Genomic DNA, 19,768 nt, shown 5'->3' on the forward strand with positions numbered 1-19,768 from the left:
TTAATGAACATCATTTTAATGGGTTTACCTGGTGCAGGTAAAGGAACTCAAGCGAGTGAGATTATTAAGAAATACCCTATCCCACATATTTCAACTGGTGACATGTTCCGCGCTGCTATCAAGAATGGCACTCCGCTCGGTAACGAAGCGAAGTCATTCATGGATAAAGGCGAACTTGTTCCAGATGAAGTGACTATTGGTATAGTGAAAGAACGTTTAGCAGAAGAAGATGCTAAAAAAGGATTCTTACTTGATGGTTTCCCACGTACAGTTGAACAGGCCGCGGCACTGAATACAATGCTTGAAGAGTCAGGTCGTAAGATCGAAGCTGTTATCAACATTGAAGTTCAGGAAGAAGAACTGATGAACCGTTTAACGGGTCGTCGTATCTGTGAGACTTGTGGAACAACTTATCATCTCGTATTCAATCCGCCTAAAGTAGAAGGTATTTGTGACCTTGATGGTGGTAAATTATATCAACGTGAGGATGACAATCCTGAAACTGTTGCTAATCGCTTAAGCGTTAATATTAAACAGACTAAACCTTTACTCGACTTTTACAGCGAGCAGGGCATTCTGAAGAATATCGACGGTTCTAGAGAGATTCAAGACGTGACAGCTGACGTTGAAGGTATTTTAACTAACCTTTAATTCACATTACCGTTTCGCCTCCGGGTGAAGATACTTTTTATGTTCCAAATCGATCTTTGTGATATGACGTTATCCTCACCTAAAGTCCAAACAAGCTCGTAGATTTATTGCACCAAATCATTTATAATAGATGAGTTGACAATGTATCTCGACTTTCTTGAAACTTAAAAAAAGGGGGCAAATGATAATGGCTAAGCAAGATGTTATTGAACTAGAAGGTACAGTACTTGATACTTTACCGAATGCAATGTTCAAAGTAGAACTGGAAAATGGTCATGAGATCTTAGCACACGTTAGTGGTAAAATCCGTATGAACTATATCCGTATTCTGCCAGGTGACAAAGTAACAGTGGAAATGAGTCCATACGACTTAACGCGTGGACGCATCACGTATCGTTTCAAATAAACGAACTCCATCATAAATAGGAGGTTATAAACATGAAAGTAAGACCATCAGTTAAACCTATGTGCGAAAAATGTAAAGTTATTCGTCGTAAAGGTAAAGTAATGGTAATTTGTGAGAACCCAAAACACAAACAAAAACAAGGATAAAAATGGAGGTGCACTATAAATGGCACGTATCGCAGGTGTAGATATCCCTCGTGAGAAACGCGTTGTTATCGCGTTAACTTACATTTATGGTATCGGTAAAACTTCCGCACAAAAGATCCTTTCAGAAGCAGGTATTTCTGAAGATACTCGTGTGCGCGACTTAACAGAAGATGAATTAAACAAAATCCGTGAAACGGTTGACGGTTACAAAGTAGAAGGTGACCTTCGTCGTGAAACAAACTTAAACATCAAACGTCTGATGGAGATTTCTTCTTACAGAGGTATTCGTCACCGTCGTGGTTTACCAGTTCGTGGTCAAAACACAAAAAACAATGCACGTACTCGTAAAGGTCCCGTTAAAACGGTCGCTAACAAAAAGAAATAATAAGTAAAGGAGTGAAACATAAATGGCTCGTAAACAAGTATCTCGTAAACGTAGAGTTAAAAAGAATATTGAAAATGGTGTAGCTCACATCCGTTCAACATTCAATAATACAATCGTCACAATTACTGATGAATTCGGTAACGCTTTATCTTGGTCATCAGCTGGTGCGTTAGGTTTCAGAGGTTCTCGTAAATCTACTCCATTCGCAGCGCAAATGGCTTCAGAAACTGCTTCTAAAGCAGCGATGGAACATGGCTTAAAAACAGTTGAAGTAACAGTTAAAGGTCCAGGTGCAGGTCGTGAAGCAGCTATCCGTGCTTTACAATCAGCAGGTCTTGAAATCACAGCGATCAAAGACGTTACACCTGTTCCTCACAACGGTTGTCGTCCACCAAAACGTCGTCGCGTATAATTTTATTTAGTACTTCCGTTCATTTACAATAGCAGTAGCACTAAAAATTATTCGACGTTGTTGAAGGAGGATAAATAAATGATTGAAATCGAAAAGCCTAGAATTGAGACAGTTGAAATCAGTGAAGATTCTAAATTCGGTAAATTCGTTGTTGAACCGTTGGAACGTGGTTATGGGACAACTTTAGGTAACTCCTTACGTCGTATCCTACTCTCTTCATTACCTGGTGCGGCTGTTAAAAACATCGAAATCGAAGGCGTTCTGCACGAATTCTCTACTGTAGAGAACGTGGTAGAAGACGTGACAACTATGATCATGAACATCAAAGGTATTGCGCTTAAAATCTACTCTGATGAAGATAAAGTGCTTGAAATTGATGTGAAAGATGAAGGTATCGTCACTGCCAAAGATATCATGCATGACAGCGATGTTGAGATTTTAAACCCAGATTTAAAAATCGCAACAGTATCTAAAGGTGGACACCTGAAAATGCGTTTAATCGCTAATGCAGGTCGTGGCTATGCTTTAGCTGAAGATAACAATACGAGTGATTTACCAATTGGTGTGATTCCAGTGGACTCACTTTATACACCAGTGGAGCGTGTGAACTACACAGTTGAAAATACACGTGTAGGTCAAAGTACGAACTTTGATAAATTAACTTTAGATGTCTGGACAGACGGATCATTAACACCACAGGAAGCTGTATCGCTTGGTGCGAAAATCATGACTGAACACTTAAACATCTTCGTTAACTTAACAGATGAAGCACAGAACGCTGAAATCATGATTGAAAAAGAAGAAGATCACAAAGAAAAAGTACTTGAAATGTCTATCGAAGAATTAGACTTATCAGTACGTTCTTACAACTGCTTAAAACGTGCAGGAATTAACTCTGTACAGGAACTTGCAGATAAATCTGAGGCGGACATGATGAAAGTTCGTAACTTAGGCCGCAAGTCACTTGAAGAAGTTAAGTTTAAACTCGAAGACTTAGGTCTTGGATTAAGAAAAGAAGACTAGTAAAAGGAGGTACGATTCATGGGTTACAGAAAATTAGGCCGCACTTCAGATCAACGTAAAGCGATGTTACGCGATTTAGCTACATCTTTAATCGTGAACGAACGTATCGAAACAACTGAAGCTCGTGCGAAAGAATTACGTAGAATTGTTGAAAAATTAATCACTTTAGGTAAACGCGGTGACTTACATGCTCGTCGTCAGGCAGCTGAAGTCTTACGTCGTGTTGAAATCACTAACGAAGATGACACTACTCAATTCGCAGTACAAAAATTATTCAATGAAGTAGCACCACGTTACAACGAACGTCAAGGTGGCTACACTCGTATCATGAAAGTTGGACCACGTCGCGGAGACGGTTCAGAAATGGTTATCATTGAATTAGTATAATTCAAGTTTATAGGGATCACTTATCTTACACACACACTATAAGCAAATGAGTGCAACGATAATGTTTACCACACATAGATATTGTCTAGCTCAGAGTATTCTGCCACAATTGAACAACTATATGCGTGAACTCCTGTGGCAGAGTGCGCGCTTTTTTCATTCTTAATCCTTTTAGCAGATGCTAAAAGGTTTTTTTGTTTCACCGATGTATAATAGGTCTAAAAAGGAGAGGTGCAGTATGAAGGTTCTGCTGATTGAGGACAACGCGACTTTAGGGGGCTTTCTGACAGACATACTGACCCTGAAGAACTATACGGTTGAATGGCTAAAAGATGGCATAGATGTCGTCTACTATTTTGATAACAGTCGTTATGATATTGTACTAGTAGATTGGATGCTGCCCTCCGTTTCAGGCATTGAGATCATCAGACAGCTGCGAGATGCACGGATTCAGGTACCGATTATTATGTTGACCGCCAAGTCAGAGACTTCAGATAAGGTTGAAGGACTCCTGACGGGTGCCGATGATTACTTGACGAAGCCCTTCGAGATGGAGGAGCTGGAAGCCCGTATGCTTGCTGTTATCAAACGTTATCAGCTAATTGATCATAACGAGAAGGTAAAAGGCAGTGTGACCTTTAATTTTAACCGCCATTCATTCAGCATCCATGGAACTGAAATTAATCTGACCCATAAGGAATATACGCTGTTAGAGCTCTTATTTCTGAACCATATCGTGACGCGGGAGATGATTCTTGGCACCGTATGGTCAACTGAGCAGATAGTCGGTGACAATAATATAGACGCGCTTGTGCGTCTCCTGAAGAAAAAGCTGAAGCAATATGAAGCAGGGCTTGAAATTAAGAGTATCAGAAATATCGGTTATAAGCTGGAAGATATGCGATGAATTATGACTTTAAAAAGGTTTTTCTCAGATATGTTCTCCTCCTGTCACTATTAATCGGTATTTTATATGTCGGCATCATCACTATATTTTCGTGGCAAGTGAATAAGGAAATTCAGGAATCATCAATGGCTGAACTAAAAGAAGTAAGGTCAATCCTTGCAACAGGTAGACCCATCGGCCAGGAACAGTACTATATGGAAGTGGAGAAGGGACAGATCATCACGAACCATACACCGCTGTCTGCTTCTTTACTTAAACAGCAAGTGCTTGATCAGCAGCCCGGGTTTGTCATTAAAAACGGTAAGGATCGTTACCATGTTGAAGGAGAGGAAGGGCTATATATTCTGAATGATATTACTGATTACGAGGAAACAAAGCTGCTTCTCTTCAGACTCTTACTCATTTTATTAGTGATGACGGCCGTGCTGATATTGGGTGCAGCCTACTATATCGCAATCAAACCCATTAAGACTTACGAAAAGATGCTGCAGCAGCATAAAGAGTTCATTCAGAATGCATCTCATGAACTGAAGACACCGATTGCCGCCATCTCGCTCGGGACAGACTATATCATTGCGCTTGATCAATCTAAGTTGTCGCCGAAAAGTCTGGAGTCGCTCAAGAAAATCAAACGTGAAATTAAATATATGCAGCGTATTATTCATCAGTCCCTTAACCTGGAAAGTGACTATGAAAATAAAGAACAGATTAAACTTGCGCCTGTGCTGGATGAAGTCATTGAGCAGCAGCTTACACTGAATGATGGGGTCATTATCCGTCAGTATAAAGACGATATCGTGACGAAACTGTCAGCTGATCAGCTTAAGCAGATGCTGACGATTCTGCTGGATAATGCGATTAAACATAATGATGATGTCATTGTAACGGTAGCGGCGCGTCAGCATCATCATCTGCTGCAGATTGAAGTGAGTGATAATGGACGCGGCATCTCGCCTCAGCATATCGATCATATATTTGACCGCTATGCACGCGGTGATACACAAGCTGAGGGCAGTGGCATCGGTCTTGCACTGCTGAAGGAACAGGTCACTCAGCTGCAGGGCGAAATCAAAGTGATATCAGAACTGAATAAAAAAACCAGTTTTATACTGGAATTTCCGGAATAAGGCGGTCTTTTTCAGTTTCATTTCAGTTTTCTCCTTTATAGTGAACCTATCAACTTAAAGGAGTGATTCAAATGAACCGACAGTTATTGAACAAAGTTCCGCAGATTACCGTCTTTTTCTGGTTAATTAAAATTTTATGTACAACAGTAGGTGAGACATTCGCTGATTTCATCAACTTCAATCTGGGTATTGGATTAACAGCTACTACAATCTTAATGGGTGTCGCACTTGCCGTGTCGCTATTCTTCCAGTTCCGTGCCCATGGCTACAGACCTTTTACTTACTGGCTGACAGTGGTGCTCTTAAGCGTCTTTGGTACGCTGGTCACTGATAATATGACAGACAACATGGGTGTACCGCTCGAAGTGTCGACTGCTATCTTCTCAGTACTCTTAGCACTGACGTTCGGCATGTGGTATATAAGTGAACGAACACTGTCTATTCACTCTATCTATACAGTGCGCCGTGAGGTTTTCTACTGGCTGACCATTCTTTTTACTTTCGCACTCGGTACAGCAGTCGGTGACCTCTATTCAGAGCAGCTTGGTTTTGGCTACCTCTATACAGGTATTGGTGTAGCAGCCATCATCGCACTGATCTATATGGCTTATCGTTACCTGAAACTGAACGGCATCCTTGCTTTCTGGGCGGCTTATATCTTAACGCGTCCGCTCGGTGCCTCACTCGGCGATCTGTTGTCACAGCCTGCAAAGAACGGTGGACTTGGCCTGGGTACAACTGTTACAAGCATCATCTTCCTGGTCCTTATATTAGGTATCATCATCTATCTCGCTAAAACAAAGGTCGACCATACAGATGAAAATGTCGCAATGACGGAAGTTTCAAGTAACAAAGGTGCAAAATGGCAGACAGTGGCACTCCTCGCGATCTTCCTGATCGTAGGAATCGGGACTTACCAGCTCCGCATGCAGACCATTGCGCCGCATACAACGACACTAAAAGGACAGCTGACTGCATTTATCAAGACAGAAGAGAAGATTAAAAACGCAAAAGATAAGCTTGTGATGAAACAGGGTGCTGACCAGCTGGAACATGACTGGGATCAGCAGGAACCTGCACTTCGGGCCATTGGTGCGAAGAAATGGACATCAGTCGATACAACGATAGACGGTGTGTTATCAGCTGTCAGACAGTCCGGAGACCAGACAAAAGTCCAGCAGGCAGTCACACAATCTGAACAGGTGATGCAGTCGATCAACTAGCTGACTTTTCATAACTAACAGGAGGAATCATCATGTATTCAATATCAAAACGCGCCGTTACGTTCTCGGCGATTATCGGCCTTATCACATTTTTACTGGTAGCTCTCGGTCTGACATTTAAAGTGAAAGCACTGCATTTAGTCGATTTACTGACATTCAATTGGTGGATGACAAACTACGGGGAGCCGCAGATGACGTTCACAGGGTTCTATGAATCGTACTTCACGATATTTGCCAAATATTTTGATGTGCCGACTGTTGTTATTGCCATTCTGATACTCGCTGCATACCTGGCAGTCAAAAAATATTACTCGCTAGCTCTCTGGGTGATGTATGTTGTGGCATCAGGTGGCTTAATTGGTCTGATGTTAAAACGTCTCTTCCACCGAGCACGGCCTTATGACCACTTGCTTGCAGACGGAGGATTCTCATTCCCAAGCGGCCATACACTATCCAGTAGTGTGCTCTTTATGATAGTGATTATCACCCTGACACCTAAGCTGAAAAATCGCTATGTACGCTGTATTGTCTATACGCTATCAGCAGTGATATGGGAGAGCGTCATGTTCAGTCGCATGTATTTCCATGCCCATTTCTTTACCGATGTGCTGGGTGGAATGGCATTCGGACTGTTCTGGGTGATGTTTAATCTGCTGTTATTCAATAGACTCGACCGACTTGTCTCACGTTTCCTGAAAAATAACCGGACTCTGATCTGGATGCAGTAAGGTACGAGCAGGATGTTTCTCTTTTTTTGTGTATTGAATTTGCTATACTAGTGATACATGAATGGGGGAGAAAGCATGCTGGACGTGAGGAATGTGAATTATCAATATGAAGAGCAGGAGACTGCTGCACTGACAGATGTCTCTTTCTCTGTTGAACGTGGTGAGTGGGTGTCTATCGTCGGACATAATGGTTCGGGTAAGTCGACGCTCGTCAAACTGCTCGGCGCGATTATGCCGCTGCAGCAAGGCAGTATCACAGTGGACGGTATGGCTGTAACTGAAGAGAACAGCTATGATATCCATGGTAAGGTCGGTATGGTCTTCCAGAACCCGGATAATCAGTTTGTCGGTGCGACAGTCGAGGATGACATCGCCTTCGGACTCGAGAACTACGGGGTGGACTACGACGAGATGCACAGACGGGTGGAAGAAGTGCTGGAGGCGGTCTCTATGTCTCATATGAAGACCCATGAGCCGCATCACCTGTCAGGCGGTCAGAAGCAGCGCGTGGCGATTGCAGGCGTTATTGCGCTCAGGCCTGACATCATTATATTAGACGAGGCGACCGCGATGCTGGACCCGGAAGGACGTCTTGGGGTGCTGGACGTCATCCGTCAGCTGCAGCGCGATTTGAATCTGACGGTTCTCGCGATCACGCATGATCTGGAGGAGACGATAGAGGCGGACCGGCTACTCGTCATGCATCAGGGCAGACTCGTGATGCAGGGGACGCCTGAGACGTTATTTGAACGCGGGAACGAACTTGAAGCGATCGGTCTGCCGTTACCTTTCTCAATGCGTATGTATCAGCTGATAACGGGCGAGTCTAAATTTGTACTGGATGAGGAGCTGCTGAACAACTTATGATCAATTTTGAGCGTGCAGGCTATGCTTATTCAAAAAGTACGCCGTTTGAAGTGCGTGCGTTATATGATATTACAACTGATTTTGAACTCGGTAAGTACTATGCAGTTATCGGCCATACGGGATCAGGGAAATCCACATTGATCCAGCATCTGAACGGACTACTGAAGCCGACTGAGGGGACGATTCAGTTTGATGACTTACTGATCACCTCGAAGACAAAGAACAAATATATGGCGCCCCTTAGACGTCGTGTGGGCGTCGTCTTTCAGTTTGCGGAGCAGCAGCTCTTTGAGGAGACGGTAATGAAGGACATTATCTTCGGTCCACTTAACTACGGTGTACCTGAAAAAGAGGCGAAAGAGAGAGCTTATGACCTGATGGAACGCCTTGACCTGGACCTGTCACTGCTCAGTCGCTCTCCGTTTGATCTGTCAGGCGGCCAGATGCGGCGTGTGGCGATCGCAGGCGTTCTCGCGATGGCGCCTGAGATACTGGTCTTAGACGAGCCGACAGCGGGACTGGATCCTAAAGGCCAGCAGGAGATTATGGCTTTATTTGACCGGATCCATCAGGAGACAGGCATGACGATTATCCTCGTGACCCATCAGATGGACCAGGCCGCGCGTGCGGATAATATCAAGGTGCTGCATCAGGGCACGGTTGTGCTTGAAGGGACACCGCATGACGTCTTCAGACAGGATCTGACGCCTTACGACCTGCTGCCGCCAAAAGTCGTGCAGCTGCAGTACGCGGTGGAAAAGAAACACGGTATTCAGTTTCCGGCGCTTGCGCTGACAGCAGAAGAATTCGCTCGTATGTATAAGGACTGGAGGAATCAGTATGCTCGATAAGATGGTGCTGGGACGCTACGTCCCCCTCGATTCCTTCGTCCATCACCTGGACCCGCGGATGAAGCTGATCTTCGTCTTTCTGATGACGATTGTCATCTTCCTGGCGAATAACATCCTGACGTATCTGCTGCTGATTGCTGTCATCCTGATGGCACTCTCTGCCTCTCGCCTCAAGCTGTCCTTCCTGATCGGTGGCCTGAAGCCGATTCTGCTGCTACTCGTCTTCACGTTCTTCATGCACATTCTCTGGACGAAGGGTGGCGGCACGTTATTCAGATTAGGCTTTCTGACTGTGGACCGTAACGGCGTGGAGCAGGGGATATTTATCACCTTACGCTTCCTGCTGATTATTATCCTGACGACGATTATGACGCTGTCAACGAGTCCGATCTCACTGACAGATGCCATTGAAACGCTCTTCAGACCGCTGAAGAAAATGAAAGTGCCGGTCCATGAACTCGCGCTCATGATGTCGATCGCCCTGAGATTCATACCAACCTTGATGGACGAGACGCAGAAAATCATGCGGGCACAAGTTTCGCGCGGCTCTGATATGACAGCAGGGAACCCGGTGAAGCGGCTGAAAGCGATCGTGCCACTTCTTGTGCCGCTCTTTGTCTCAGCATTCAAACGGGCAGAAGACCTGGCTGTCGCCATGGAAGTGCGTGGCTATAGAGGCGATGTCAACCGGACGAAGTACCGCAGACTGGACTGGCGCCTGGCCGACACACTGACATTACTGACCCTTATACCGATTACATTACTCATCCTGTATTTCAGGAACTAGAGGTGAACGATGCGAATTTTATTACAACTCACTTATAACGGTGCGAACTTTCAGGGCTTTCAGATCCAGAATGAAGGCCGCACCGTACAATATGAACTGGAGCGCATACTGAAGCGCATGCATAGAGACTTCGTGCGTATTCACCCGTCATCACGCACGGACAAGGGCGTGCATGCTCTGTGTCAGTATGTCCATTTTGATACACATCTGAACTTAACACCGTCCAAGTGGCAGCATGCCTTTAACTCAAGCCTGCCGGACGATATCTATATCACAGATGTCAGGGAGATCCCGGAGACGTTCCACAGCCGCTATGACTGCATCGGTAAAGCCTACCGCTATAAAATCTATCAGACGCCTTATAGAGACGTCATGAAGACAGGACTCGAGACATGGTATCCCTATGACCTGGATCTTGATAAGATGAACGAAGCTGCCAGGACCTTTCTCGGCACACACGACTTCACCTCCTTCTGTTCTGCGAAGACAGAGATCGAGAACAAAGAACGCACCATCTACAGCTTCACTGTCACGAAGACACCTGACGGCTACGACTTCCGTGTCATCGGTTCAGGCTTTCTCTACAACATGGTCAGAATCATGGTGCAGCACCTGATCGACATCGGCCAGGGCAGACGCGAGGACGATACAGAAGCCCTGCTTGCTGCACGTGACCGTAAGGAAGCGGGCAAGACAGCACCGGCAGAAGGACTGTATCTTGAGAAGATCTACCTGACGACAGAAGCACTCGAAAAGGACATCCCGGCAGGTACGAAAATAATTACTAAAAATACACCGAAGTCATTGACAACAGACCCCGGAATGTTATAAGATAGACAACGGTATTGTTTAATATCAACCACTACAATAAGCCCCGGAAACTTATTGTGTTACAGATATATAGACAGAAATCATGAGGGAACTTTTTTTATTTTAGGAGGAAAAACACATGCGTCAAACATTCATGGCAAACGAATCAAACATCGAACGCAAATGGTACGTTGTTGATGCAGAAGGACAAACATTAGGTCGTCTTTCTTCAGAAGTAGCATCTATCTTACGCGGTAAAAACAAACCAACATTCACACCACACGTTGACTGTGGCGATCACGTGATCATCATCAACGCTGAGAAAATTCACTTCACAGGTAACAAAGCACAAGACAAAATTTACTACCGTCACTCATTACACCCAGGTGGTTTAAAACAGATCTCTGCTGGTGAATTACGTGAGAAAAACCCAGTACGCTTACTTGAAACATCAATCAAAGGTATGTTACCTAAAGGTTCATTAGGCGATAAAATGGGCAAAAAATTACACGTATACGCTGGACCAGAACACAAAAACCAAGCACAACAACCTGTAAACTACGAGTTACGTGGTTAATTAAGAGGAGGACAATACATTGGCACAAGTTGAATACCAAGGCACAGGCCGTCGTAAACATTCAGTAGCACGTGTACGTTTAGTACCAGGCGAAGGTAACATCACAATCAACAAACGTGACGTACGTGACTACTTACCATTTGAATCATTAATCTTAGACTTAAACCAACCATTCGATATCACTGAAACTAAAGGTAACTACGACGTATTAGTAAATGTACGTGGTGGTGGTTTCACTGGACAAGCACAAGCAATCCGTCACGGAATCGCACGTGCATTAATCGAAGCAGATCCAGAATACCGTGGTTCATTAAAACGCGCGGGCATGTTAACACGTGACCCACGTATGAAAGAACGTAAAAAACCAGGTCTTAAAGGCGCTCGTCGTTCACCACAGTTCTCAAAACGTTAATATCGTTGTTATATCAACGTTCAAAGCACTTCTTGGAATTTTCCAGGAAGTGCTTTTTTATATGGTTTCGACATGGATGTTACCCCTTAACTACCCCTTGAGCATATTAAACAAGAAAATCGTCTTTTAAATCTGGGCTTTCAATAATCAGAGCAGTCATGCCATTATCACTTTTTGTTTCATGGAGTTCCCCCGCATTGAAGAAAATTACTTGATTTTTAGTGATTGGGATAAAAGGATTATTATCTGATTTAACCCATCCAGCACCACTTACAACGATTAACATTTGATTAACGGAAGCTTTGTGACTTCCTATAATTCCATTAGGTTCTAAATGGGCAAAGTTAATCATTACTTTAGAATCAATACTTGTTATTCTATTGATATAAAATCCAAGTGAGTTATAGTTATCAACTTTTATGGCATTTGTCTTATCTAAATCAAATATCTTCATAATAGCCTCCTAGAAGTTAATATGCTTTTGAAACTTATCAGCTAACTTTTCTCTAGATGTCTGTGTGATATGCGTATAGATGTCCATAGTGGTCTTTATATCGCTATGACCTAATCTAGATTGTACTTCTTTTAATGTTGCTCCAGCTTCAAATAGAAGGGAAGCATGGGTATGTCTGAAGCCATGTACGTGTATCCGATGTAAATCCTTATGCCTATTAAAGAAAGCTTCTAATTTGTCGTTAGGCGTTGATACACGCATGTACTTCATTTGATTAAGTCTAGTATGATAAGTTGCGAAAATTGGCTGATTTTTATCCTCAGACACGTCAAAACCATATTCTCTGTATTGATCAATTTGCTCTAGTTTCCACTTCTTTAATAATTGAATCGTTATATCATCAATATCCAACCATCTATAAGATTCTCTTGTTTTTGGAGGTTGGAGAATATGCTTATTATTAACTTTGGCTAGCGTCTTTTGAACATATAAATCTTTTGTTGTGAAATTAATATCAGACCAGTGTAAAGCTAATACTTCACCTTTACGCATGCCTGTAAAAGCGAGTAGGCGAAATAGACAAGTAGCTTGTAATTTATTTTCCTGATCCAGATACTGCATAAATAACTTAAGTTCGTCTTTGTTAAGAAAATTTCTTTCCTTTTCAATGAATATTTTATCCTCGTTACGACTAGGCAAAGTTATATATTCCATTGGGTTACTTTCGATTAATTTTAGTTTCATAGCATAGTTGAAAACAAGTCTTGCTTGTATAACATAGTCATTAAAAGCTTTCATTTCATTCGCCCATTCATTGACTACAGTTTGACAATAAACACGAGAAATCTCTTTGATAGGCATTCTCCCAAACTTGGGCAGAATACGTTTATTAAACTTACTTTCTTTACTTGCTAGTGTAGTACCTCTTATTTCATTCCTATGGTTTTCTAACCACAATAAATAAATGTCCTTATAAGTATATTTATTTATTGACTGAGTAGCTTTTTCTAAGCCCATTAATTGCAACTTTCGTAATTCTATTTGAGCTTCTCTCAACGTTTCATAACTTCTACTCGTTCTTTTCTTCTTACCAGTTACGCTGTCTAAACCTAAATAAACATTGAACTGATAACGGATATCTCCATTTTTTAATGTTACTTTTTTAATATTTGTCATTTTAATCCTTCCCTATTTGCTGGCCGGCAGTAAGGGGATTAATTACAGGCTGATAACTGTGGTAATTTCATTTGTTTTTTCATAATAAAATAATGTTGAAATGATATTTTTTTGAATTAATAAATCAAAATCAGGTATTAATTCAAAATACTTATTCAACGGTAAGTCATCATGATTTGTGTAACTAAATTCAATTCTTGGTTTAAGTTTAATAGTATCTAACTCTTCGAATTCAGGATAGCCAACATTTATTTCATCACTATTAAGCTCAAAATTTTTCTTGATACTATCAAATAGTTCCTTTTTATCTACGAATAAAGTATTTGTTGATTCCTGTGGTAATTTTATTAGGATGTTCTGTGCAATAAGATATGAAACAACTGTTAAGAAGTTTTCTTCTAAAGAAGTATCTAAGTTTTGTTCGTGTATTCCTTTTAGTTTGTAGAACTTTTCTATATTAAATTCATAAGGAATGGTTGAATAATCTAGTGATTTGATATTAATAAAAATCCTTAAGTAGTTCTTTCTTTTATAAATATCTAAATCAAAATAAAGATCAGTTTCAAAATACTCTTTATCTTTTGTTTCATATTCATATTCATTTTGAAATTCTTCAACACATTGAATTTTAAGAGTAGCTTTGTATTCATAGTCTTTAATGTTTTCTGTTTTTAGGTTTAATAAAAAGGATTTTTCTTTATTTACAATGATATCGCCAATTTCAATATTTAAAGCAATAGCAATTTTTTCTAAAGTCTTGTAATGAACACTTTCTGTTTTTTTATTTTGGAATAAGCTGAGCGTTTTAGCACTAATGCCGGTAATTTGACTCAATTCATTTAAAGTCATATTTCTTTCTTTTAATATTTCCTTTAACTTTACTTTTATCAATGATTAACCTCCTTTCAAGATTCATAATACTATAACATATTGTATAGGTAAATTATAAAATTACCTAAACGATAATATCATTTGACATTTTATTTATTTCATATACAATAATATTAACTTATGAGGAATTTATTAATTTACTTATAAGATAATTAGAAAGGAGGTGATTATAAATGGAAAAGAATTATATATTCCTTTAAAGATAGATGATCAATCAATCAAGGCTTTTGAGGAGATGTTTCTAAACATTGCAAAAAACTCACTTAATGAGTTTCAATCAAATGTTTCTCAAACAATTTACTTAAATAAAAAAGAAGCAGCAGAGTACATTGGAGTAAGCTTTAATACTCTTAAAAAGTTTATTGATGAAGGATTACCAATTATTGATGTAAGCGGTATTCAAATGATTAGAAGACAAGATATCGATGTCTTTTTAGAATCAAAAATAAAATAACTGGCCGGCAGTAAGGATGTTCAACTCTAAAGGTGATGATTAAAATGAAAAAGATTGAAATGTTAAGAAGTTGGATCAATTTAATTTCAGGAAATGATAATTATATATTAGTAAACAAATTTTATTTAGATTTTATGAAAGATATACAAGGTGCAGTATTTTTATCACAACTGACTTTTTGGGCTGACAAAGGAAGGAATAAAGAAGGATGGATATATAAAACCCAGGAGCAATGGTTTAGTGAGACAGGTATCAAAAAATATAAAATTTCACAAATAACTAAAGAATTAGAGGAAAGAAGAATAATAGAAACAAAAGTAATGAAAGTTAATGGTAATCCAGTTAAGCATTATCGATTGTTATATGACAATTATATAAAAGAAGTTGAAGTGGTATTAGAAAATAAAGACATGAAAATCGATATTCTGAATTCAGAAAAAGGGGAATTTGATAACGACAAAAGGATTAGCGAAAATCAGAAGAAGAAATCTATGAAAAAAGAAAAAGGAGATTCTAAAAACAGCATTTCTTCTATTACAGAAGATACTCTTTCAGAGAAAACAAATACAGAGAAAACTACAGAAGAAACAACGGAATCATATGTAATTACAGTTACATTCGTAATTATTAGCTATATAAATAAATTAACTGATAAATCATTTGATTATTACAGCAAAGCAAATATTAAAATGATTAATGATTTAATTATTAATAATTACAACATAATAGATTTAGCAGAAGTAGTTGAAAAAAAATTCTATGAATGGAGAAATGATGCAAAATTTAAAATGTATATTCGACCAGAGACTCTTTTTAAATTTGAAAATTTTAAAAAGTACTTAGAGCAAGAAAATGCAAATAGCATTGAAGTAACACCCAAATTTATAATAATTGAAACTAAAAAGAATCTTTGTTCGACAATTTTAAATTTAATAACTGATTTAGAAAAAGAAACTGAATTAAAAGAAGACTACGAATTCGATCGCCTAAAATCAGAAATTCATAGTCTATGTGCTGAGTTGTGAAATAACTCTATCTAAAATATTAACATAATAATTAATGGATTTGAAATTTGTGATTAAATCAATAGAATATTACTGTTTTATTGAATTTTAAGTACATGAGCATAAGGAAACCTGGTGCAACTCGCCCTTCGGGACGGGTTTCGGCATTGCCGAAACGTTGCAATGTCGGCAGTACCGACATAGGTTGCAAAAAAATGGTACGCACCGCATTATAGCACTTTTATGCATATATTACGTACATTTTTAGGATGCTTATGTATAAATAACATATATATTTACGCATATTTTACGTATGCATAAAATTTACGTAATTAATTTTCTAAAGAAAATATTACATCTTGCATAATGATTACCTAATAAAAAACAAATGTTAGTAATATTTGCATAAATCTTGCGTAATGAGAGGAGAAGAAATGGTAAGGAGAACAATAAGGAATATAGATGCTAGTACAAATGAGAAGTTAAAAGAAAAAGCAGAACAAAAAAAAATTAGTGTTAACGATCTGATTAATATTATTTTGGACAGAGCTGTAGTAAATAATGAAATTAAGACTTATGAAGAATCGATGAAAAATGAAATAAATAGATTTGTTTTATCAAATAATCAATTAATTGTATCAATAGAACGTCAAACTGAAGCAATAAATAATTATACCAAAGCAATAAATGAATTAATTAGATAGGAGATGAGTATATGGGAATAAGAAGAACTTGGTACTTAAATTCAACAGTCGATGAAATATTACATGAAATAAAGATAATGAATAATTTCTCGAACATGAGTGACACTTTGGAATACTTGATAAAAAACCAAAAAGAAAATATTCAACAAAAAGAGCTAGTCATTTCAGAAATAGATAAAAATATTCAAATGCTTTTAGAAATGGTTGCATGGCAATGTGACAAAACAGATACTATACCATCAATCAGTGTAGCAAAAGGATTTAGTGATGCCTATAATAATTCAAAAAAAATAGTCGATGAGAATATTGAAAGAAGTATGCGACTAAAAAGGCAGGGGTTATAATTAAACTTAAGGAGAAATTATCATGCTTAATTATGATATAAGTTCTATTAATAAATTATTAGAGTCAGAACATACAGATACTGAAGTTGGAGATCTCAGTGAATTAAGTCGTCACAAAATACATGACTTTCGAAAAAACGGATGGAATGAACAAGAATTGTCCTTTAGAACATTGGTGAAATTAACAATAGGATATAAGAGATTGATTGGAGAAATGAAAGAAGAAGAGATAAATATTGAGAAAAGAATTAAAAATGCTGAAGTAGCAATCGCTTTAAATGAAATAGATGGTCTTGCATTAAGTGATGAATATATAAATATGTTGATGAAAAAGGCAAGAGGAGAAATCAACGGAAGAGAAATGGACGAGTATATAGAAGGAAATTAAAAGTAAATATACTAGGGGTGATTGAAATGAAAATCATTAGAAGTATTGTTCAATGTAAAATCTGTGATGATGTTATAGAATCTAAATTCACTTATGATTACGTGACATGTAAATGTGGTGCCATTTTTCTTGATGGAGGAACAGAATATCAAAGATACGGATTGTGGCCAGAGAAAACGAACGGTAAGCCGAAAGAAAAAGTAATTGATTTTAGTTTAAGTGAATATGAAGGTGATTAGTAATAATTAAAATAAATTGTCTAATAGAGTCATAAAGAATCTATTGAGACAATTTATTTTATATAATCCTATAATTTAATTAATGCAGCTTTAAAAGTTAATTGCTATTATTCACTATTTCTAAATCTTTAGATGATAATTTATATATTTCTGCAGTAAGAATATTAATATTATCAAAATATGTGTTAACTTGATTTCTAATATCTTCAATATAATTAGCCGATATATTCTTCATTTTATAAATATCAACTATCAAAGGGGAGTCAATTAAATGCCCTTTATAATCTTTAATTAAGGAGTAAAGATTACTTATATCAGTCCCATTTGATGGAAATATAGTTATTGCATCATTTAATATTATTTTGTCAGACTCTTTCTCAATATTTTCTACAGTATAATCAATTACTAATGAATCTTCGAATTTGACCGACCAGTAATTAGTAGTATTTAAAATATTAGCTTTAATTATCTCGCCATTTTTACTATATAGATTATCTTCAACATATAGATATCTATTTCTTTCATACATTAACTCATGAACCTTCTTGCTTAAACTAATTATTTCATTTTTTAATGATAAATCAATCATGCGTAATTTTGGAATAATAATATCTTTATTACCTAAAGATCGGTACCTATAATAGAATTGAGTAACATTTGAGTTTATAATTCCACTTAATAAGTAAAGTTCATCGACGCTAATATCTTTCGAAGGTGAAATATACATAAACCTTCCGCCATGTTGAGGAACTAGTAATTCATCAGTTACACTAGTTACAATTTTTTCTTTGTCTCGACGTTCAAGTATTAATAACTTTTCCTTAGAAAATATTGGATTAGAATGTAGTGGAACTTTTCCATCTATTCTAGCACGCCATAATATATTTTTATCAAGGTAAGTGTAATAAACTTTATCATAAGTATAAGCTTGCATATCTTTTTGATATAAAAATTTTACTACTTTATCTTTATCAAAAATTGTATCAATATTATTTTTCGAGAATTGTGAAATTAAATGAGATTTTAAAGTTTTCTTTATTAAAGAAAAATCCTTATGAATAATAACTTTATTAAAGATAGTTTTTAAATTTTTTTCATTTTTTTGAACAAATATTAAATCTCCTACATCTACCCCCATAGAAGGTTTGTAGTTCGTAGATAATAATTCACCTTTAGAAGCTATTTTATCTAATATCATTTTTTCAGTATGTTCTTTTAAAGAAAAAGTATAGTTTTTATTAGTCAAAAAATCTTTTTGTGGTATATGTTTAAAGTTTATTTTCTCTAAAGGTTTGATTTTAAAATCCTTAATGTGATTTTTATTGACTTTACTATTAGTCTTTACCCAATTGATCTCGCTAAATGCTTCAAATTTATCTTTGATTTCAGTGTTCTTACTAAGGTCTAGTACATTAATAACATGATTTTTAGAAGGAGGAGTTTTACGCATAATAATAATATTTGTAGCTATACCAGCATCAGGAAAAAACATTGAGTTTGTTTTTTCAGAAACTTCATTAAAATTAATTAAATAGTCGATTGTATAATTCTGTAACAAGTATTTACGTAACCATTTATAAGTAGGTATTGTTAAATATGTATTCGATGTAATATAAGCTATAATGCCATTGTCTCTACATAGAGTATCTGATAAACCAAAAAAGTACGCATACAAATCATTGAGCTTTCCGATATTTTTTTCATGTTTAGGAACTTTACCCTTACTAGCACCTTTATGAAAATCAGTATTATTACCTTCTGCATCAAAGTTATGTTCGGGAAGTGCAAAAGGAATTAAAGTATTTTGTATATATGAATCTCCTTTTGTACTTCCATAAGGGGGATTTCCCACAATAATATCGTATTTCTGATTCTTTGCTTTTAATAAATTGTATTTATACATGCGAGAATTTCTTATCTCATCCTTTACAAACATTAATTTTTCTTCTATGTCATTATCAATTTTAAAGTTATTATTTATTTCTAAACTATTTGTACGATAAATATTGATTAAATCAATGTTTTCGCTATTTGTGTAATTACCATATGCTTGAATCATTGAAAAGAATAAGTTTATATCAGCGATACTTTTACTAAGTGGATTTAATTCTAAACCGAAAATACTGTCTTCAATTCTTTTTTCAGTTTTTCTATCTTTAATAAAGCCATACACTTTTCCATCTTGATTAATTTTTGTGCCGCTAGCAATTTCATTTATTTGTAAAATTGCCTCTGTGAGAAAAGTACCACTTCCACAAGCTGGATCAATTATTTTTAAGTAATCTTTATCACTAGTGTTGCATAAATAAATACAGAATTTTCTGAACTTTTATTTTCTACGAAAATTTAAAAATTGAAAACACCTAAACAGAGGTAGCGATCATCCATTTTTTTACTGATGTAATTACGTAATAA

27 protein-coding genes are annotated in these 19,768 nt (G+C 37.5%); 23 read left to right on the forward strand and 4 right to left on the reverse strand.

Going from position 1 to position 19,768, the window contains the following annotated elements:
* Positions 1-3: 3 nt before the first annotated feature.
* The 17 genes from ERX27_RS03450 to rpsI all read left to right on the forward strand — a co-directional run bounded on the left by ERX27_RS03450 (position 4) and on the right by rpsI (position 11,699).
* Positions 4-651, forward strand: a complete 648-nt coding sequence (locus ERX27_RS03450) for an adenylate kinase (protein WP_133431439.1) — start codon at positions 4-6, stop codon at positions 649-651.
* 187 nt (positions 652-838) lie between these two features.
* Positions 839-1,057, forward strand: a complete 219-nt coding sequence (gene infA, locus ERX27_RS03455; protein WP_133417855.1) for a translation initiation factor IF-1 — start codon at positions 839-841, stop codon at positions 1,055-1,057.
* A gap of 32 nt (positions 1,058-1,089) precedes the next feature.
* The gene (gene rpmJ, locus ERX27_RS03460; protein WP_003720928.1) at positions 1,090-1,203 is read left to right on the forward strand and encodes a 50S ribosomal protein L36; all 114 of its coding nucleotides are present in this window, start codon (positions 1,090-1,092) and stop codon (positions 1,201-1,203) included.
* Between the two features lie 19 nt (positions 1,204-1,222).
* On the forward strand, positions 1,223-1,588 hold the full coding sequence (gene rpsM, locus ERX27_RS03465) for a 30S ribosomal protein S13 (protein ID WP_133431440.1): 366 nt from the start codon (positions 1,223-1,225) through the stop codon (positions 1,586-1,588).
* A 22-nt stretch (positions 1,589-1,610) separates the two neighbouring features.
* Positions 1,611-2,000 carry a 30S ribosomal protein S11 gene (rpsK, locus tag ERX27_RS03470; protein WP_133417857.1) on the forward strand — a complete coding sequence of 130 codons (390 nt, stop codon included), beginning with the start codon at positions 1,611-1,613 and terminating at the stop codon, positions 1,998-2,000.
* 78 nt (positions 2,001-2,078) lie between these two features.
* Positions 2,079-3,023 carry a DNA-directed RNA polymerase subunit alpha gene (locus tag ERX27_RS03475; RefSeq protein WP_133431441.1) on the forward strand — a complete coding sequence of 315 codons (945 nt, stop codon included), beginning with the start codon at positions 2,079-2,081 and terminating at the stop codon, positions 3,021-3,023.
* Between the two features lie 18 nt (positions 3,024-3,041).
* Positions 3,042-3,410 (forward strand): 50S ribosomal protein L17, encoded by a 369-nt coding sequence (rplQ, locus tag ERX27_RS03480; protein WP_133431442.1) that lies wholly within the window; start codon positions 3,042-3,044, stop codon positions 3,408-3,410.
* Positions 3,411-3,648: 238 nt separating this feature from the next.
* Positions 3,649-4,317 carry a response regulator transcription factor gene (locus tag ERX27_RS03485; RefSeq protein WP_165983071.1) on the forward strand — a complete coding sequence of 223 codons (669 nt, stop codon included), beginning with the start codon at positions 3,649-3,651 and terminating at the stop codon, positions 4,315-4,317.
* The gene (locus ERX27_RS03490; RefSeq protein ID WP_133431444.1) at positions 4,314-5,444 is read left to right on the forward strand and encodes a sensor histidine kinase; all 1,131 of its coding nucleotides are present in this window, start codon (positions 4,314-4,316) and stop codon (positions 5,442-5,444) included. The genes ERX27_RS03485 and ERX27_RS03490 overlap by 4 nt, the downstream gene beginning before the upstream one ends.
* A 71-nt stretch (positions 5,445-5,515) precedes the next feature.
* Positions 5,516-6,667: a COG4705 family protein gene (locus tag ERX27_RS03495; RefSeq protein ID WP_133431445.1), complete on the forward strand. Its 1,152-nt coding sequence runs from the start codon at positions 5,516-5,518 to the stop codon at positions 6,665-6,667.
* Between the two features lie 32 nt (positions 6,668-6,699).
* Positions 6,700-7,395 (forward strand): phosphatase PAP2 family protein, encoded by a 696-nt coding sequence (locus ERX27_RS03500; protein ID WP_133431446.1) that lies wholly within the window; start codon positions 6,700-6,702, stop codon positions 7,393-7,395.
* A 75-nt stretch (positions 7,396-7,470) separates the two neighbouring features.
* On the forward strand, positions 7,471-8,262 hold the full coding sequence (locus ERX27_RS03505) for an energy-coupling factor transporter ATPase (protein ID WP_243715858.1): 792 nt from the start codon (positions 7,471-7,473) through the stop codon (positions 8,260-8,262).
* Complete coding sequence (locus ERX27_RS03510; RefSeq protein WP_133431448.1) at positions 8,259-9,113, forward strand: energy-coupling factor transporter ATPase; 855 nt, start codon at positions 8,259-8,261, stop codon at positions 9,111-9,113. The genes ERX27_RS03505 and ERX27_RS03510 overlap by 4 nt, the downstream gene beginning before the upstream one ends.
* Complete coding sequence (locus ERX27_RS03515; protein WP_133431449.1) at positions 9,103-9,900, forward strand: energy-coupling factor transporter transmembrane component T family protein; 798 nt, start codon at positions 9,103-9,105, stop codon at positions 9,898-9,900. The genes ERX27_RS03510 and ERX27_RS03515 overlap by 11 nt, the downstream gene beginning before the upstream one ends.
* A 9-nt stretch (positions 9,901-9,909) precedes the next feature.
* On the forward strand, positions 9,910-10,731 hold the full coding sequence (truA, locus tag ERX27_RS03520) for a tRNA pseudouridine(38-40) synthase TruA (RefSeq protein ID WP_133431450.1): 822 nt from the start codon (positions 9,910-9,912) through the stop codon (positions 10,729-10,731).
* Positions 10,732-10,849: 118 nt separating this feature from the next.
* Positions 10,850-11,287 (forward strand): 50S ribosomal protein L13, encoded by a 438-nt coding sequence (rplM, locus tag ERX27_RS03525; protein ID WP_133431451.1) that lies wholly within the window; start codon positions 10,850-10,852, stop codon positions 11,285-11,287.
* A gap of 19 nt (positions 11,288-11,306) precedes the next feature.
* Positions 11,307-11,699, forward strand: coding sequence for a 30S ribosomal protein S9 (gene rpsI, locus ERX27_RS03530; protein ID WP_133431452.1), 393 nt, complete (start codon positions 11,307-11,309; stop codon positions 11,697-11,699).
* A 106-nt stretch (positions 11,700-11,805) separates the two neighbouring features.
* On the opposite strand, the gene ERX27_RS03535 is transcribed toward rpsI, so the two are convergent.
* From ERX27_RS03535 to ERX27_RS03545, 3 genes are read right to left on the reverse strand one after another with little or no spacing between them, the layout of a single operon-like run.
* Complete coding sequence (locus ERX27_RS03535) at positions 11,806-12,153, reverse strand: cupin domain-containing protein (protein WP_133431453.1); 348 nt, start codon at positions 12,151-12,153, stop codon at positions 11,806-11,808.
* A gap of 9 nt (positions 12,154-12,162) precedes the next feature.
* Positions 12,163-13,329 (reverse strand): tyrosine-type recombinase/integrase, encoded by a 1,167-nt coding sequence (locus ERX27_RS03540; RefSeq protein ID WP_133431454.1) that lies wholly within the window; start codon positions 13,327-13,329, stop codon positions 12,163-12,165.
* Between the two features lie 42 nt (positions 13,330-13,371).
* The gene (locus tag ERX27_RS03545; RefSeq protein ID WP_133431455.1) at positions 13,372-14,220 is read right to left on the reverse strand and encodes a helix-turn-helix domain-containing protein; all 849 of its coding nucleotides are present in this window, start codon (positions 14,218-14,220) and stop codon (positions 13,372-13,374) included.
* A gap of 163 nt (positions 14,221-14,383) precedes the next feature.
* On the opposite strand from ERX27_RS03545, the gene ERX27_RS03550 reads away from it, so the two are divergent.
* The 6 genes from ERX27_RS03550 (at position 14,384) to ERX27_RS03575 (ending at position 17,353) form a co-directional block, all read left to right on the forward strand.
* Positions 14,384-14,674, forward strand: coding sequence for a helix-turn-helix domain-containing protein (locus ERX27_RS03550; protein WP_133431456.1), 291 nt, complete (start codon positions 14,384-14,386; stop codon positions 14,672-14,674).
* Between the two features lie 44 nt (positions 14,675-14,718).
* Positions 14,719-15,699 (forward strand): conserved phage C-terminal domain-containing protein, encoded by a 981-nt coding sequence (locus tag ERX27_RS03555; protein ID WP_165983072.1) that lies wholly within the window; start codon positions 14,719-14,721, stop codon positions 15,697-15,699.
* 413 nt (positions 15,700-16,112) lie between these two features.
* Complete coding sequence (locus tag ERX27_RS03560) at positions 16,113-16,382, forward strand: FitA-like ribbon-helix-helix domain-containing protein (protein ID WP_133431458.1); 270 nt, start codon at positions 16,113-16,115, stop codon at positions 16,380-16,382.
* Between the two features lie 11 nt (positions 16,383-16,393).
* Positions 16,394-16,726: a hypothetical protein gene (locus tag ERX27_RS03565; protein WP_133431459.1), complete on the forward strand. Its 333-nt coding sequence runs from the start codon at positions 16,394-16,396 to the stop codon at positions 16,724-16,726.
* Between the two features lie 22 nt (positions 16,727-16,748).
* Entirely contained in the window at positions 16,749-17,114 is a 366-nt protein-coding gene (locus tag ERX27_RS03570) for a hypothetical protein (RefSeq protein WP_133431460.1), read from the forward strand.
* Positions 17,115-17,140: 26 nt separating this feature from the next.
* On the forward strand, positions 17,141-17,353 hold the full coding sequence (locus ERX27_RS03575; protein ID WP_133431461.1) for a DUF7695 domain-containing protein: 213 nt from the start codon (positions 17,141-17,143) through the stop codon (positions 17,351-17,353).
* Between the two features lie 97 nt (positions 17,354-17,450).
* Here ERX27_RS03575 and ERX27_RS03580 read toward each other — a convergent pair whose 3' ends face one another.
* The gene (locus ERX27_RS03580) at positions 17,451-19,664 is read right to left on the reverse strand and encodes an Eco57I restriction-modification methylase domain-containing protein (protein ID WP_133431462.1); all 2,214 of its coding nucleotides are present in this window, start codon (positions 19,662-19,664) and stop codon (positions 17,451-17,453) included.
* Positions 19,665-19,768 lie beyond the last annotated feature (104 nt).

This window comes from Macrococcus brunensis (genome assembly GCF_004359615.1).
Taxonomy (GTDB): Bacteria; Bacillota; Bacilli; order Staphylococcales; family Staphylococcaceae; genus Macrococcus; species Macrococcus brunensis.

Coding starts and splice junctions, on each gene's coding strand:
- ERX27_RS03560 (WP_133431458.1), top strand. CDS start 16,113: ATGGTAAGGAGAACAATAAGGAATATAGATGCTAGTACAAATGAGAAG.
- ERX27_RS03555 (WP_165983072.1), top strand. CDS start 14,719: ATGAAAAAGATTGAAATGTTAAGAAGTTGGATCAATTTAATTTCAGGA.
- ERX27_RS03500 (WP_133431446.1), top strand. CDS start 6,700: ATGTATTCAATATCAAAACGCGCCGTTACGTTCTCGGCGATTATCGGC.
- ERX27_RS03485 (WP_165983071.1), top strand. CDS start 3,649: ATGAAGGTTCTGCTGATTGAGGACAACGCGACTTTAGGGGGCTTTCTG.
- rplQ (WP_133431442.1), top strand. CDS start 3,042: ATGGGTTACAGAAAATTAGGCCGCACTTCAGATCAACGTAAAGCGATG.
- ERX27_RS03515 (WP_133431449.1), top strand. CDS start 9,103: ATGCTCGATAAGATGGTGCTGGGACGCTACGTCCCCCTCGATTCCTTC.
- ERX27_RS03495 (WP_133431445.1), top strand. CDS start 5,516: ATGAACCGACAGTTATTGAACAAAGTTCCGCAGATTACCGTCTTTTTC.
- truA (WP_133431450.1), top strand. CDS start 9,910: ATGCGAATTTTATTACAACTCACTTATAACGGTGCGAACTTTCAGGGC.
- ERX27_RS03475 (WP_133431441.1), top strand. CDS start 2,079: ATGATTGAAATCGAAAAGCCTAGAATTGAGACAGTTGAAATCAGTGAA.
- ERX27_RS03510 (WP_133431448.1), top strand. CDS start 8,259: ATGATCAATTTTGAGCGTGCAGGCTATGCTTATTCAAAAAGTACGCCG.
- rpsK (WP_133417857.1), top strand. CDS start 1,611: ATGGCTCGTAAACAAGTATCTCGTAAACGTAGAGTTAAAAAGAATATT.
- ERX27_RS03575 (WP_133431461.1), top strand. CDS start 17,141: ATGAAAATCATTAGAAGTATTGTTCAATGTAAAATCTGTGATGATGTT.
- rplM (WP_133431451.1), top strand. CDS start 10,850: ATGCGTCAAACATTCATGGCAAACGAATCAAACATCGAACGCAAATGG.
- ERX27_RS03565 (WP_133431459.1), top strand. CDS start 16,394: ATGGGAATAAGAAGAACTTGGTACTTAAATTCAACAGTCGATGAAATA.
- ERX27_RS03535 (WP_133431453.1), bottom strand. CDS start 12,153: ATGAAGATATTTGATTTAGATAAGACAAATGCCATAAAAGTTGATAAC.
- rpsM (WP_133431440.1), top strand. CDS start 1,223: ATGGCACGTATCGCAGGTGTAGATATCCCTCGTGAGAAACGCGTTGTT.
- ERX27_RS03505 (WP_243715858.1), top strand. CDS start 7,471: ATGCTGGACGTGAGGAATGTGAATTATCAATATGAAGAGCAGGAGACT.
- rpmJ (WP_003720928.1), top strand. CDS start 1,090: ATGAAAGTAAGACCATCAGTTAAACCTATGTGCGAAAAATGTAAAGTT.
- ERX27_RS03570 (WP_133431460.1), top strand. CDS start 16,749: ATGCTTAATTATGATATAAGTTCTATTAATAAATTATTAGAGTCAGAA.
- infA (WP_133417855.1), top strand. CDS start 839: ATGGCTAAGCAAGATGTTATTGAACTAGAAGGTACAGTACTTGATACT.
- ERX27_RS03490 (WP_133431444.1), top strand. CDS start 4,314: ATGAATTATGACTTTAAAAAGGTTTTTCTCAGATATGTTCTCCTCCTG.
- ERX27_RS03450 (WP_133431439.1), top strand. CDS start 4: ATGAACATCATTTTAATGGGTTTACCTGGTGCAGGTAAAGGAACTCAA.
- ERX27_RS03540 (WP_133431454.1), bottom strand. CDS start 13,329: ATGACAAATATTAAAAAAGTAACATTAAAAAATGGAGATATCCGTTAT.